This window comes from Brevibacterium sp. ZH18, assembly GCF_022748595.1.
Classification (GTDB): Bacteria; Actinomycetota; Actinomycetes; order Actinomycetales; family Brevibacteriaceae; genus Brevibacterium.
Window position 1 is genome coordinate 60,878 of record NZ_JALDSX010000010.1, and the last position, 13,245, is coordinate 74,122.

The window sequence follows — 13,245 nt, forward strand, 5'->3', positions numbered from 1 at the left end:
ATGGTGTCATGCGCCGCTGGTCTGTCAGGCGACGATCTCGTCCTTGGGCTCGACGGTGTGAGCGACCGCTGCACCGATGACCGTGCCGATGGCGATGGAGAAGAACGTCGCGCCCGCAGCGAGCAGGCTGCCGGCAACCCCGCTGCCCTCGCCGAACTCGAGCTGCGAGGCGTTGAGGAGGCCGAACGAACCGGGCGCGACGATGAGGAACGCGGGGACGAAGCTGATGCGCCAGATCGGTCCGCGCGGCAGGCGGGAGAGGATGACGGCCACGAGCGAGGCGGCCAGAGCACCGGCGAGCCCGCCGACGGCGGCGCCGAACTCGGCACCGATTCCCAGCTGAGCCAGTGCGGCTGCAGCGATGGTGATGACGATCGGCACCGTGTGCTCGAGCGGGGTGTAGAGGTAGAGCATCAGTCCGACGGTGGCGGCGAGGACGCCGAGGGCGGAGAGCTGCCAAGCCGAGTCGGTGAGCTGGGAGTTCCGCATCGCCTCGGCGCCGGTGCCGGTGATCGCGGCCGCGCCGGCGACTCCCGCGATGAACATCGCCAGCTGCACCGAAGCCGAGACGAGTCGGGAACTGCCGGCCGAGAGTGCTCCGGCCGAGATCTCCGTCAGTCCGGTGACCACGGCGCTGCCTGGCAGCAGCAGCGCGAGAGTGGCGACGATCGTGCGCAGGGGGCTTTCGAGCCAGTCGAGTCGGTAGCCGATGAGGACGATGAGGGAGACGATGAACGCCGAGCTCACCGGCAGCAGCGGATTGAGATTGGGCCAGCGGCCGTTGATTGCGAGGACACCGGCGACGATGAGTGAGCCGAAGGCGGCGAAGGCCAGGTTGACCAGTCCGGGTTCGAGCAGCAGGCACAGCCCGATGCCGATGGGGACGGCGCCGAGGTGGGAGAGCCAACCGGGCCAGCGCGGCGGTGCGGCGTAGACCTCGGATTCGATCTTCTGTTTGGCGGCAGGCACCGTGAGTCGGCGTGCACGCAGGGCGTCGACGATGTCGAGCAGATTCGCCGTCTGATCGAATCGCAGGTCGGGGCCGATGCGTTCGAACTTTGTGGAATCCCCGGAACCGGACGTGAGGAACAGCCCGCGAGGAAGGGCTGCGACGCGGAGTTTGCTGATGCCGAGGGTGCGTGCGAGACCCGTCAGGGCGTCCTCGACGTCGACGGAGGAGATCCCGCCCGCGAGCAGCCCGGCGCCGATAGTGACCAGAAGCTCTTGGGTGGCAGCTGGTGAATCGGTTGCTTCGTTCACTCACATACCCCCTCGCTCGCGTGCCGGCCGATGGAACCGAAGACTACCAGCCCTCAACTGCTACCTGACGGCAGCCCAGCAACCTGGCGCCAGGTTGCTGGGCCGCCGTCAGGTAGCAGTTGACTAAGTCAGGGAGCGGTCACTGCCCTGGCGCTCAACGACTTGTCGATTGAGCGGACGATATCCTGGCAGCTTCGGTTAAGGGATTAAGGTGGCAGCCAGACCGCCAATTCGATCAACACAGGAGGCACAATGCTGTTTCTGGCACGCATGGACGTCGTATTCCCCGAATCGATGTCGGACGAGACCAAAGCCGACTTCCAGGTCAAGGAGAAGGCATATTCCGGCGATCTCCAGGAGCGCGGGATCATGAAGGGCATCTGGCGGGTCGTGGGGGAGTACTCCAACTACTCGATGTACGAGGTCGATGACCTCGACTACCTGCACTCGGTGTTCCAGGGCTTCCCGATGTTCGCCTACATGAACGTCAAGGTCACACCACTGGCGAAGCACCCCAATGCGACGACGGACGACTTCTTCCGCCAGCTCTGAGCCTCAGCAACTTTGAGCCTCAGCGCCCGCGCCGGGCCCGCGCATCGACGAAGCTGAGCGCCAGAAGTACGAGGCACAGCCCCACCAACGCCGCAGCGGCGACACCGACCGCTGTTCCCAAGGTGCTGGCGGTGGCGAGTGCGCCCATGCCGATTGCGGTCGCGGCCTGCAGGACATAGGCGACCAGGTAGAGCAGTGACAGGGTCGAACCACGGTGGCGGACCGGTGTGGCTTGGCTGATCACGCCCAGCCCGCCGGTGAATGCAAACGAGTAAGCGGCTCCGCCGACGATGCACCAGGCCAGGAAGATTCCGATTGAGCCGAATGCCGCCGCGGCGGCCATCAGTGCCAAGCTGATGATCGTCAGGAGAGTTCCGACCAGCAGGGAAACGTGCGGCCGAACTCGGGCGAGGAATAGGCCGGTGACCCCGATGGCTGCCGATGAACAGCCCAGCAGCACTCCCACCAGCGCGGTGTCCGTGGTGCCGGAGAACTGGCCGATCATGTGTGCCCCCAGTGACAGGAAGATCGCCCCCGCGCAGTAGGCAATTGACACCGACAGGGTCGCGATCGAGAAGCTCAGCCGCAGTTCGGGGAGAAGGCGCAGCGCTCGGGGTCGCCACTTCTCCGTCTGCACGGGGCGATCGTCCGGGGTCAGAGCAAGTGCGATCACGGTGATGACTGTCAGCGCCACAAGGAGAAGGTAGCTCCAGAGCAGGGGCATGGGTGCGAAGCGAGCGAACACCCCGCTGAGCACGAGTGCCAAGGTGAGCCCGGCAGCGGTGGAGACGGTCGCCAGTGAACTGGCCAATCTGGGATTGCCCGTCGTGTTGTTCTCGACCAGGGACGCAGTCGCGGCGCCCATCGCCAGTCCGGAGCCGGCGCCTTGGAGTACGCGTCCCAGGAACAGGAACGCGACGTTCGGTGCGATGGCGAAGGCAATGGCGGAGGCTGCGATCAGTCCCACGCCCCAGATCATCACGAGACGACGTCCGAACTGATCGGAGAGATTGCCGAACAGCGGAAGAACGACGATCAGCGCAAGCTGGTAGGACGCGAAGACCAAGGTGATGACCGCCGAGTTCAGTCCCCACTTCTCGGCATAGATCGGGTAGAGGACGCTGGGCGCCCCACTCGACCACAGCACGAGCGCCAGCACCGAGGCCGAAGCCCAGAACGCTCCCGTCCTGCCCAGTCTGCGCGGCGCGGGCATCAGCTGACCAACCCGAAACGGGAGCCCGGCACTGCTCCGTGCTTCTCGGGGAAGAGGGCCTTCATGCGGGTGCTCCTATTGGTCCTGGGTGATGGCAGTCTGCTCCCAGTTGTATCAGTACTTCGACTCCAGGCTGCACTCGCCGATGGAATCTCGCCCCTGAATGCGCGACAACCTCGGTTGAATGCGCGGCAGCCTCAGTCCTCGCAGCAGCTTCCGCCGGCTCAGCAACCCTTAGGGCGTTCAGCAATCCCACGACGGGTTGCTGAACTCTCTAAGGGTTGCTGGCTTTGGAAGACACCGCCTCGGGCAGGATCTCCCGCACGATCTCGACGACACGGGCCAGAGCCTTCGATGGATTGTTGCGGCGCCAACCGAGCGCCAAAGTGAACGCATCCCCACCCTCGGCGAGGCGAACATAGGTGACGCCGTCGATGCGGATGTGATTCGAGGACTCGACGACGATCGCGATTCCGACCTGCGCGCCCACGAGCGCGAGCAGACTGTATGGATCCGGCGCCTCCTGCGCGATGTGGGGGAGGTAGCCGGCCTGATCGGCCAGGCGCATCATCGCCTCCCGCACCTGCGAACCGTGTGACGGCGCATATGTGATGAACGGCTGCTCCTTCAGGTCCGCCATGGACACGCTCTCCGCCTCGGCGAGCTCATGGCTGGTGGGGACCGCGACCATGACGCGCTCCTGCCGGATGACGTGGACGGCGATGCCTGCCGGTGCCGGTGGGGAGATGATCCCCATGTCCATCGTCCCGTCGCGAACGGCCAGGGCCGACTCCCCGGAATACGTCTGCGGGTGCAACTCCAAGCTGATGCCAGGTTGTCGGTGGGCAACCTCCCGAGCGAGCAGGGACAGGATCGAATAGCCGCTCGTGCCGCCGAAGCCGATCCGCACCCGACCCACCACGCCTTCCTTGGCGGCGCGGGCGATGCGTCGCGCACCCTCAACCTGCGCCTGGATCGCACGAGCAGGCTCGAGCAGTGCTTCGCCCGACGAGGTCAGTCGCACCCGTCGGGTGGTCCGCTCGAACAACTGGACGTCCAAGTCCTTCTCGAGCGAACGGATCATCTGACTCAATGCCGGCTGGGCGATGTGCAGAGTCTCTGCGGCCCGCCCGAAGTGCAGCTCCTGCGCCACAGCGAGGAATGCCGAGAAGTGTCGCAGCTCCATAGCGGTTGCCTCCGTTTGAGATAGTGACGACACTGCCACCCGTGATTGATAAAGAAACTCAAATAATAACCATGAGATTACGTCTTGGACACCGCGTAATACAAGTGGAACAGTGAGTACCTATGAACTACGTCGATCTCGACCCCGCCCTGCAGCCGCTCATCGAGTCCTACCTCGACGTAGCCGACCGGGAGCTGCTCGCCCCGGTGCTCTCCGCCCTCGGCGCCGACGCCGCCAACAGGCTCGCACCCTTAGCCGACGTTGCGGACAAGAACCCGCCGACGCTCGAGCAGTTCAACCGCGAGGGCGATCGCGTCGACACTATCGACTACCACCACAGCTACCAGCAGCTACAGCGCGCCGCCTACGAGGAATACGGCCTCTCCGCACTGTCGCATCGAGGCCTCCACGGTTGGGACGACGTACCGCCCCACCTGGTGAAGTACATCCTCTCCTACGTCTTCGTCCAAGCTGAGTTCGGCCTGGCTTGCCCGGTCTCGATGACCGACGCCGCTGCCCGAACCCTGCGGAAGTTCGGTGCGGGAGAGGAAATCGCCGAGGCGATCGACCGGCTGATCTCGACCGATCCCAAGCGGCGGTTCACCGGAGCGATGTTCATGACCGAGATCCAGGCAGGCACCGACATCGCCCAGACCTCGACCGTGGCCGAACGCGACGGTGAGAACTGGGCCCTGTCCGGTCGCAAATGGTTCACTTCGAACCCCGACGCCGACATCATCCTCACACTCGCCCGCTACCCCGGCGGAGACGACACCACCCGCGGAGTCGGCCTCTTCATGCTGCCCAAGCAACGTCCGGACGGCACGAAGAACTCCTATGTCATCGACCGACTCAAAGACAAGCTCGGCACTCGGTCCATGCCCAGCGGCGAAGTCACCCTCGACGGCGCCTATGCCGTCCAGGTCGGGACGCTCGACCGCGGATTCCGGCAGATGGCCGAGATGGTCAATACCTCCCGACTGTCCAACGCGATGCGTGCGACCGCCCTCATGCGCCGAGCTGTCAACGAAGCGCTCGCCCATGCCCGAAAGCGCGTCGTCTTCGGCAAGCCGCTCATCGAAGCACCTCTGATGCGGATGACGCTGTTGCCGCTGCAGGCCGAAGCCGAAGCCGCATTGGGTCTCGTCTTCTTCGCCGGCGACACGCTCCAGAAAGCCGACGCAGGTGACGAGTCCGCGGCCGCCCAGATCCGCGTGCTCACCCCGCTGGCCAAGCATTACATCTGCAAACGCGCGCGCTTCGTCACCGGTGAGGCCATGGAGGTCCGCGGCGGCCGCGGATACATCGAAGAATTCCCCGACGCCCGCCTCGTCCGCGACTCCCACCTCGGATCCATCTGGGAGGGCTCGAGCAACGTCATCGCCCTCGACGTCCTGCGCTGCATGCGCAAGCAGAACACCCACCGCCTCCTGGCAGAGACGATGACCGAAAAGTTGAAAACCATGACCACCGCCGAGGCGGCCGCTGACATCCGTGAGCTCCTGACCAGGTGGACGGCGATCGTTGATCGCGGTGACGTGATCCTGAGCGTCGAGTCGGATGCTGCCGAGGCGCTCATCGGCGGCTATGCCGACGATTTGGCGCACCTGATCATGGCTGCCCTGCTGCTCGAGCAGGCCGATGCCGAAGTCAGCCGTGACGACAACTTCCGCAAGCTGCTCGTCGCCAGGGCCTTCATCGGCAGCAACATCACTGCCGATGAGAATGCTGTGGTCGACACACTCACTCATTTCGAAGACATCGTCGATGGCGAAACGGTGCCCCGCGATGCTGTCTCAACCGACGTCGTCCCCACACCCGCACCCGTGGCCTGAAGTCACAGAACACTGGAGTAAGTCGTGAGAACCACAGAAACAGAATCCACGCCCGATACGAGTACCGCGGCAGGTGGGTCCTTCGCAGGCCCTCTTGCCGGTGTGCGCGTCATCGATCTCTCGAAGATCCTCGCCGGGCCCTATGCCACGATGTCTCTGGCTGACCTCGGTGCCGAGGTCATCAAGGTCGAACACCCCGATGGGGGAGACCCGACTCGTGCCTGGGGTCCACCCATGGTCGGTGCCGATGCCACGTACTTCCACGCAGCAAACCATGGCAAGAAGTCCGTGACGATCGACCTCAAATCCGAACGAGGACAGGCCCAGGTTCACGAGCTGTTGGCCGAGGCCGATGTCCTCGTCGAAAACTTCCGACCCGGCAGCTCACTGCAGACGATCTTCGACTACAAGGAACTGGCAGCGAAGTTCCCGCACCTCGTCATCCTCCGCATCTCCGCCTACGGCGATCACGGGCCGATGCGCGACGAACCCGGTTATGACATGGTCGCCCAGGCTCGCGGTGGGCTCATGTCTCTGACCGGTGAGGCAGGGGGACCGCCGATGAAGGCCGGGTTCGCCATGGGTGACCTGGGTGCAGGGCTGTTCGGCATCATCGGAATCGTCTCCGCACTCTTCGAACGCAGCCGGACCGGCAAGGGCCAATACCTGACGACCTCGCTCTACGAAGGACAGCTGGCACTGCACGTGAACTGGGCGACGAACTATTTCGCCGACGGCAATCGCCCACATGCGCTGGGATCCGGGCACCCCAACCTCGTGCCCTACCAGGCGTATCCGGCCGCCGATGACTACTTCGTCATCGCCATTGGCAACGACTCCCTGTGGCAGCGCCTGTGCACCGCCATCGAGCGACCCGACCTCGGCGATGACGAACGCCTGTCGGCCAACCGCGGTCGAGTCGAGCACCGCGAATACCTCAACGAGGAGCTCTCCCGCACCCTGCGCACGAACACCGTCGAGCACTGGTGCGAGAAGTTCTCAACCGCTGGCGTTCCCGCCGCACCGATCAAACACCTCGACGAGGTCTATGCCGATCCGCAGACCGAAGCCCTCGGGATGGTCCAGACGGTCGAACATCCCACCGCCGGACCCATGCGGCAGGTGGCATTCCCCGTTAACTTCAACGGAGTCCGCCCACCCGTGCGCTCCGCACCACCCGAGCTCGGAGCCGATACGGAGGACATCCTCGGCGCCACCGACCACCCACACCCAGCCACCACAGGAGCCTGAAATGACTACGACCGCCACTGCACAGGACACAGTCGACCTCGACAAGTCCGACCTCCTCAACCTCGAAGGCCTCCTCAGCGCGTCCGAGATCGAACTTCGCGACAAGGTGCGGGCATTCGTCGATGAGCGTTTCCGTCCGAACATCGCCGACTGGTATGAAAGCGCGCACTTCCCCGTCGAGATCGTGCGCGAAATGGGCGAGCTCGGACTGCTGGGCATGCACCTTCACGGCTACGGCTGCCCGGGACGATCCGCCGTCGAATACGGCCTCGCAGCCATGGAGCTCGAAGCCGGTGACTCGGGGCTGCGGACCTTCGTCTCCGTCCAGGGATCACTGGCGATGTCCGCGATCCACAAGTTCGGTTCCGAAGAGCAGAAGAACCGGTACCTGCCGGGCATGGCCAAGGGCGAGATCATTGGCTGCTTCGGCCTGACCGAACCCACCGCCGGATCCGACCCAGGATCGATGGCGACGACAGCAACACGCAATGACGACGGTTCGTGGACACTCAACGGGGCTAAGCGCTGGATCGGCCTGGCCTCCATCGCCGATATCGCCGTAATCTGGGCCGCGACCGACGAAGGCATCCGCGGGTTCCTCGTCCCCACCGACACCGCAGGCTTCAAAGCGACCCCGATCGAGCAGAAGCTGTCAATGCGCGCCTCCATCCAGTGCGATATCGACATCGTCGATGTCCAATTGCCCGCCGAGGCGGTCCTGCCCGAGGTGCGTGGACTCAAGGGGCCGTTCTCATGCCTCAACGAGGCCCGCTATGGAATCATGTGGGGCGCGATGGGTGCCGCACGTGACTCCTACGAGGTGGCTCTGAAGTATGCGCAGGAGAGGATGCAGTTCGACAAGCCACTCTCCGGCTATCAGATCACCCAGCAGAAGCTGGTGAACATGGTCCTCGAGATCCAGAAGGGAATTCTTGTGGCACTGCAGACCGGCCGCCTCAAGGATGCCGGGACGCTCGACCCTGTCCAGATCTCGGTCGGCAAACTCAACAACTGCAGAGAGGCCATCGCCATCTGCCGGGAAGCCCGGACGATGCTCGGCGGCAACGGCATCACCCTCGAATACTCACCGCTGCGGCATGCAAACAACCTCGAATCGGTGCGCACCTACGAGGGAACCGATGAGGTGCACACTCTGATTCTGGGTCGTCACATCACGGGTGAGCAGGCGTTCCGGTAGGGCGAGCTTTCCACGCGCGGCAGAGTCGCATCAGGCGGATCTGCAGATGAGGCTTCGGAAACGCGACCACCAATAGTCGAAAGCCTCACGCCGGCGCTGTGCTCGCTCGTCACGCAGCTCCGTCTGCATACGAGCCTCGTCCACGAACAGCTGTGCGCTCTCCATGCTGCGGATCGAACTCCATTGGCACCCGCTGACCATGATCATCGCCCCCTCGCGCTTACTTCCAGTGTACTGCGCGAGGTGGCGCGGGTGATCAGCGATCGCACCCACTGATCGACAGCAGTTCTGATAGCAATCGCAGTTGCGTAGGGGCACAGACGAGATGACGCAACTCGCCTCGTGCACCTCATGCCACGGCAGGAGACTCTTGCCGCTTCGTAAATATGTACGTACACTAAGTACCTACATAGACGACTATGTGCTCACAACTGCTCACACAAAGGGGATTCGTCATGGCTGCCGAATCACAGATCACCAGTCGCGTTCCGCTTTTCGACGGGATGAACAGAATTCCTGGCGGCATCATGCTGATTCCGCTCATCCTGGGATCCATCGTCGGAACATTCTTCCCCGGCTTCCTCGAACTGGGAAACTTCACCTCGGCGCTGTTCCGCGACAGTGCATTGCCTCTCATCGGCATACTCATCTTCGCAACGGGCATGCAGATCACCCTGAAAACCTCGGGCCCCGTGCTTGCGACCACCGGCACGATCCTGTTGACGAAGTCGATCATCCCAGCTGGCCTCGTCGTGTTGTTGGGCCAGTTCGTCGGCATCGAGGGAATTCTGGGCGTCTCAATCTTGGCGCTCATCGTCATGATGGACAACAGCAATGGTGGACTATGGCTTGCCTTCACCGGTCGCTATGGAGACGCACGCGACCGCGGCGCTTACATGGCGTCGGCGATCAATGACGGACCGTTCTTCTCGATGCTCTTCCTGGGAGCAGCCGGTCTGGCCGACATTCCCTACACCCTTCTGCTCGCGGCTGTCATCCCTCTGATCATCGGCATCATCGTCGGAAACCTTGACGCGAAGTGGACCGAGATCATGCGACCGATCCCGAACATGGTCATTCCGTTCTTCGCCTTCGCGCTCGGCACCGGAATCGACCTCGGCAATGTCGTCACCGGTGGACTCTCCGGTCTCGTCGTCGGCGCGATCGCCACGGTCATCACCGGTACCCTTGCCTACTTCGGATACCGCTGGATTCTTCGCCGTGGCAACCAGTCGGGCATCGGCATCGCCTCGGCAACGACCGCAGGCAACGCGATCGCAACGCCAGCCATTATTGCCGGGGCCGATCCGGCCTTCGAGCCCTACATGGAAGTTGCCACTGCTCAGGTCGCCTCCGCCGTTCTCGTCTCAGCAATCCTGGCTCCACTGCTGGCAGCCTGGGTGCTCAAGCGCCAGGGAGGAATCAAGAAACAAGACACCGAATCGGGAGCCGAGGACACGTCACCCCTGAGGTCTGAAGGACTGTGACCCAAGAACTTAAGCCTCAGTCGCCCGATGCGCCTTCTGTGGTGGTTGTGGCCGATGACCTCACCGGAGCCACGGACTCTTCCGTCCAGTTCGCTTACGCTGGGTGGAAGACACAGCTCCTGCTGTCTGAGGACAGCGTGACGCACCGGGAACCTGGCGCCGTCAGCGCACTGGTGACCGATGCGCGAGCTCTCACCCGAGCCGAGGCGCAGAATCGCACACGTGCCGCCGTGTTGTCAGGACACGATGCTGCGACTCGCCTCTACCTGAAGATCGACTCAACCATGAGAGGCACGATCTCATCGCAAATAGATGGCGCTCTCGAAGCCTGGCAACAAGATCATCCAGGAGCATTTGCCCTCGTTTGTCCGGCCTACCCTGCCATGGGGCGCACCGTCAGCGACGGACAGCTGCTGGTCAACGGGACGCCGGTGCAGGACACTGTGATTGGCCGTGATCCCGTCACGCCAGTGTCGACGAGTTCTCTTTCCGAGCTTCTCCCCGGTTCTGCCACCGTGACAAAGCCGCACGGTGAAACGTTCACGGTTGCGGCTTTGGTGGCATCGATCCGAACTGCACGGGCATCCTCGCCGATCATCATCATCGATGCCGGTGAATCGGCAGATCTTGATGTCATCGCCGAGGCGGCTGTCGAATTCGGTGACGACGTCGTCCCCGTCGGGTCGGCAGGTCTCGCGGCCGCGTTGTCTGTCAAATGGGGGACAGGCCTCGTTGCCCCGGCCGAATCAGACCGCACATGCGAGCGAGTCATCATCGTCGCCAGTTCACTCCATACTGTCACTCGAGAACAGGTGCAGGCCCTCGTCGACGTCGAGCCCCCTGAAGTTCAGGCCACCGAGGTTACAGTCCTGACTCCCGATCTGACCGCACTCTCTGACGAGGCGGCTCGGTCTGCTTGGCTGGAGACCGTGTCATCCACAGCATCGACCCCTATCGTCATCGTCGATGCCCCGGAGGAGAGGACGAGTTCCACGGACCTCGTCGCCGACCTGCTTGCCGGAGCGGCCGCAACGCTGATGCGCGATTCCGTTCCCACAAGTCTTATGCTGCTGGGCGGGGAAGGAGCACGCGCCGTGCTCAACCGCCTCGGCGCCGTGAGCCTGCACATCCACTCAACGGTGCGCGAAGGTATGCCAATCGGGGCCATTGAGGGCGGCAGGGCCCATGGCGCAACTGTCATCACAAAAGCCGGAGGCTTTGGCCGCCGATCAGACGTCTTAGAAATCGCAGCAGAGCTTCTGCACAACAACGAAGGATCAACGCAATGACTCTCCCCGTATTGGCAATCACACTCGGCGATGTCGCAGGCATCGGACCGGAGATCACCGCGAAGTCACTTCTCGGCCATGATGATCTGCGCACAAAGTGCACTCCGGTTGTCATCGGTGACATCGCCTCGGTCAAGCGCGGTGTCGCATTCGTCGGCGGTGACGTTGAAGCAGTGCGTGAGATCAGCGCCCCGGGGGAGGCGAAGAACATTCCCGGGACCATCGAGGTTATCCAGGTGGGCCCTTCTCTCGCGGAGGTTGGTGTCGGTGAACTCAGTGCAGCAGCAGGAGACGGTTCCTACCGTTTCGTCGTTGAGGCCTGCCGCCTCGCCAGAGAAGGTGAAGTCGATGGAATCGTCACCGCACCGCTGAATAAGGCAGCCATGCACGCAGGAGGCCATAACTTCCCCGGTCACACTGAACTTCTTGCACATGAGTTCGGCGTCAAAGACTATTCGCTCGTACTTTCAGCCGGCGATCTCTATTTCTTCCACCTCACTACTCACGTTTCAATGAAGCAGGCGATTGAGAACATCACCTTCGACCGCACCTTGAGTGTCCTCAAGCTGGCCGGTGCCTTCGCAGAGTCAATGGGCACACCCGAAGAGCGCATCGGGCTCGCGGGCCTCAACCCGCATGCAGGTGAGAACCGCCTGTTCGGTGATGAGGACGCTGATGTGCTGACTCCCGCAGTCGAGGCCGCACAGGAACACGGACTCAATGTCGTCGGCCCGCTGCCAGGAGACGCACTCATCCCGGCCGCTGTGCGTGGCAACTACAATCTCGTGGTCGTTTGCTATCACGATCAGGGACACGCCCCCTTCAAAGCCGTCTATGGTGATGACGGAGTCAACATCACCGTCGGTCTGCCGGTTGTGCGAGTCTCAGTCGACCACGGCACCGCATTCGACATTGCCGGAGAGGGCATCGCCCGCGAGGCCAGCCTCGTTCTGTCGATCGAGCGTGCTGCGACTCTGGCACCTGAATGGGGCGTCGTCTGGGACGCGGCTCAAGCAATGTGAGACTGTTGTTACGCTGAGTCTGCGCGCATGGAGAGGAACGACAATGTGGATCGATGGCCTACCTTCGGGCGTGCTCGATTCTTCGCAGGACGAGCCTCTTCACCGGCAGCTGAGCGAAGTGATTCGGCAAGGCATAGCGGAAGGTGCGCTTCCTCCGGGCACGCGGCTGCCGACGGAAGCAGACTTCCAGGTTAAGTTCGGAATCTCACGATCCGTCGTTCGACAAGCGATGGCGGCATTGACCAATGACAACCTCATCCAGCGCGGACGTGGTCGTGGCAGCGTCGTTGCTCCGCAGCATGAACACCACCGGGCCGTGCAGAAGATGTCTGGCCTCTCCGCTCAATTCTCGAACTCTGGCGATTCCGTCACGACGGAGATCATCTCGCTCGAACGTGCAGCTGATCCACGTGCCCAAAAGGCGCTGGGTACTTCAGAACTGCTCGCGCTCAACCGCCGCCGCAGTGTCGATGGCGAGTCGATTGCCATTATTCATACTTGGCTTCCGCTCAGCCTTGTGCCAGGACTCGAAGCGAAAGATCTGGTGGACTCGTCTCTGCATGAGACCCTGCGCGCGCGATTCGGAATCCCTGTGACAGCAGGCCATCGTCAAGTCCGGGCTGTATCGGCGTCGGCAGAATTGTCCGCGTCGCTCGCGGTGCCGCTGGCCGCGCCGCTCCTGGTGCTCGAAGGCACCAGTTGTGACGACCAAGGCAATGCCATCGAGTACTTCTGCACCTGGCATCGCGCTGATCGTGTGGTCTTCGACGTTGAGGCGATTTCAGATCCCCCCGGAAGCCGACTTTTATCGACGCCGAAGCAGACTTCACTTCCGCAAAACGGTGCGGCTGATGCGACCGATCTGAGTGAAACAGCACGATCCATCGCTACTCAGATGAATGATCTTGCAAAGCGCATGAGCCGGCTGGGCTGAGCGCGACAAGTTCATCAT

General features: G+C 62.9%; 11 protein-coding genes. 8 read left to right on the top strand and 3 right to left on the bottom strand.

Going from position 1 to position 13,245, the window contains the following annotated elements:
* Nucleotides 1-24 precede the first annotated feature (24 nt).
* On the bottom strand, nucleotides 25-1,260 hold the full coding sequence (locus MPN20_RS06050) for a threonine/serine exporter family protein (protein WP_242780512.1): 1,236 nt from the start codon (nucleotides 1,258-1,260) through the stop codon (nucleotides 25-27).
* A gap of 252 nt (nucleotides 1,261-1,512) precedes the next feature.
* Here MPN20_RS06050 and MPN20_RS06055 point away from each other — a divergent pair, with 252 nt between their 5' ends.
* Entirely contained in the window at nucleotides 1,513-1,812 is a 300-nt protein-coding gene (locus tag MPN20_RS06055; protein WP_242780514.1) for a muconolactone Delta-isomerase family protein, read from the top strand.
* Nucleotides 1,813-1,831: 19 nt separating this feature from the next.
* Here MPN20_RS06055 and MPN20_RS06060 read toward each other — a convergent pair whose 3' ends face one another.
* Both MPN20_RS06060 and MPN20_RS06065 read right to left on the bottom strand, forming a co-directional pair.
* Complete coding sequence (locus MPN20_RS06060; RefSeq protein ID WP_242780516.1) at nucleotides 1,832-3,025, bottom strand: MFS transporter; 1,194 nt, start codon at nucleotides 3,023-3,025, stop codon at nucleotides 1,832-1,834.
* Between the two features lie 274 nt (nucleotides 3,026-3,299).
* Nucleotides 3,300-4,211, bottom strand: a complete 912-nt coding sequence (locus tag MPN20_RS06065; protein ID WP_242780517.1) for a LysR family transcriptional regulator — start codon at nucleotides 4,209-4,211, stop codon at nucleotides 3,300-3,302.
* A gap of 122 nt (nucleotides 4,212-4,333) precedes the next feature.
* On the opposite strand from MPN20_RS06065, the gene MPN20_RS06070 reads away from it, so the two are divergent.
* The 7 genes from MPN20_RS06070 (at nucleotide 4,334) to MPN20_RS06100 (ending at nucleotide 13,227) form a co-directional block, all read left to right on the top strand.
* Nucleotides 4,334-6,046 carry an acyl-CoA dehydrogenase family protein gene (locus MPN20_RS06070; RefSeq protein ID WP_242780519.1) on the top strand — a complete coding sequence of 571 codons (1,713 nt, stop codon included), beginning with the start codon at nucleotides 4,334-4,336 and terminating at the stop codon, nucleotides 6,044-6,046.
* 24 nt (nucleotides 6,047-6,070) lie between these two features.
* Nucleotides 6,071-7,297 carry a CoA transferase gene (locus MPN20_RS06075; protein WP_242780521.1) on the top strand — a complete coding sequence of 409 codons (1,227 nt, stop codon included), beginning with the start codon at nucleotides 6,071-6,073 and terminating at the stop codon, nucleotides 7,295-7,297.
* Nucleotide 7,298: 1 nt separating this feature from the next.
* On the top strand, nucleotides 7,299-8,495 hold the full coding sequence (locus tag MPN20_RS06080) for an acyl-CoA dehydrogenase family protein (RefSeq protein WP_069599533.1): 1,197 nt from the start codon (nucleotides 7,299-7,301) through the stop codon (nucleotides 8,493-8,495).
* A 455-nt stretch (nucleotides 8,496-8,950) separates the two neighbouring features.
* Nucleotides 8,951-9,982: a 2-keto-3-deoxygluconate permease gene (locus MPN20_RS06085; protein WP_009881585.1), complete on the top strand. Its 1,032-nt coding sequence runs from the start codon at nucleotides 8,951-8,953 to the stop codon at nucleotides 9,980-9,982.
* Nucleotides 9,979-11,271 (top strand): four-carbon acid sugar kinase family protein, encoded by a 1,293-nt coding sequence (locus MPN20_RS17485; protein ID WP_242780524.1) that lies wholly within the window; start codon nucleotides 9,979-9,981, stop codon nucleotides 11,269-11,271. Before MPN20_RS06085 ends, MPN20_RS17485 begins: the two co-directional genes overlap by 4 nt.
* Nucleotides 11,268-12,293 (top strand): 4-hydroxythreonine-4-phosphate dehydrogenase PdxA, encoded by a 1,026-nt coding sequence (pdxA, locus tag MPN20_RS06095; RefSeq protein WP_009881587.1) that lies wholly within the window; start codon nucleotides 11,268-11,270, stop codon nucleotides 12,291-12,293. The genes MPN20_RS17485 and pdxA overlap by 4 nt, the downstream gene beginning before the upstream one ends.
* A 43-nt stretch (nucleotides 12,294-12,336) precedes the next feature.
* Entirely contained in the window at nucleotides 12,337-13,227 is an 891-nt protein-coding gene (locus MPN20_RS06100; RefSeq protein ID WP_242780526.1) for a GntR family transcriptional regulator, read from the top strand.
* The last annotated feature ends 18 nt before the right edge of the window (nucleotides 13,228-13,245 follow it).

Coding starts and splice junctions, on each gene's coding strand:
- MPN20_RS06060 (WP_242780516.1), bottom strand. CDS start 3,025: ATGCCCGCGCCGCGCAGACTGGGCAGGACGGGAGCGTTCTGGGCTTCG.
- pdxA (WP_009881587.1), top strand. CDS start 11,268: ATGACTCTCCCCGTATTGGCAATCACACTCGGCGATGTCGCAGGCATC.
- MPN20_RS06080 (WP_069599533.1), top strand. CDS start 7,299: ATGACTACGACCGCCACTGCACAGGACACAGTCGACCTCGACAAGTCC.
- MPN20_RS06085 (WP_009881585.1), top strand. CDS start 8,951: ATGGCTGCCGAATCACAGATCACCAGTCGCGTTCCGCTTTTCGACGGG.
- MPN20_RS06065 (WP_242780517.1), bottom strand. CDS start 4,211: ATGGAGCTGCGACACTTCTCGGCATTCCTCGCTGTGGCGCAGGAGCTG.
- MPN20_RS06055 (WP_242780514.1), top strand. CDS start 1,513: ATGCTGTTTCTGGCACGCATGGACGTCGTATTCCCCGAATCGATGTCG.
- MPN20_RS06100 (WP_242780526.1), top strand. CDS start 12,337: ATGTGGATCGATGGCCTACCTTCGGGCGTGCTCGATTCTTCGCAGGAC.
- MPN20_RS06070 (WP_242780519.1), top strand. CDS start 4,334: ATGAACTACGTCGATCTCGACCCCGCCCTGCAGCCGCTCATCGAGTCC.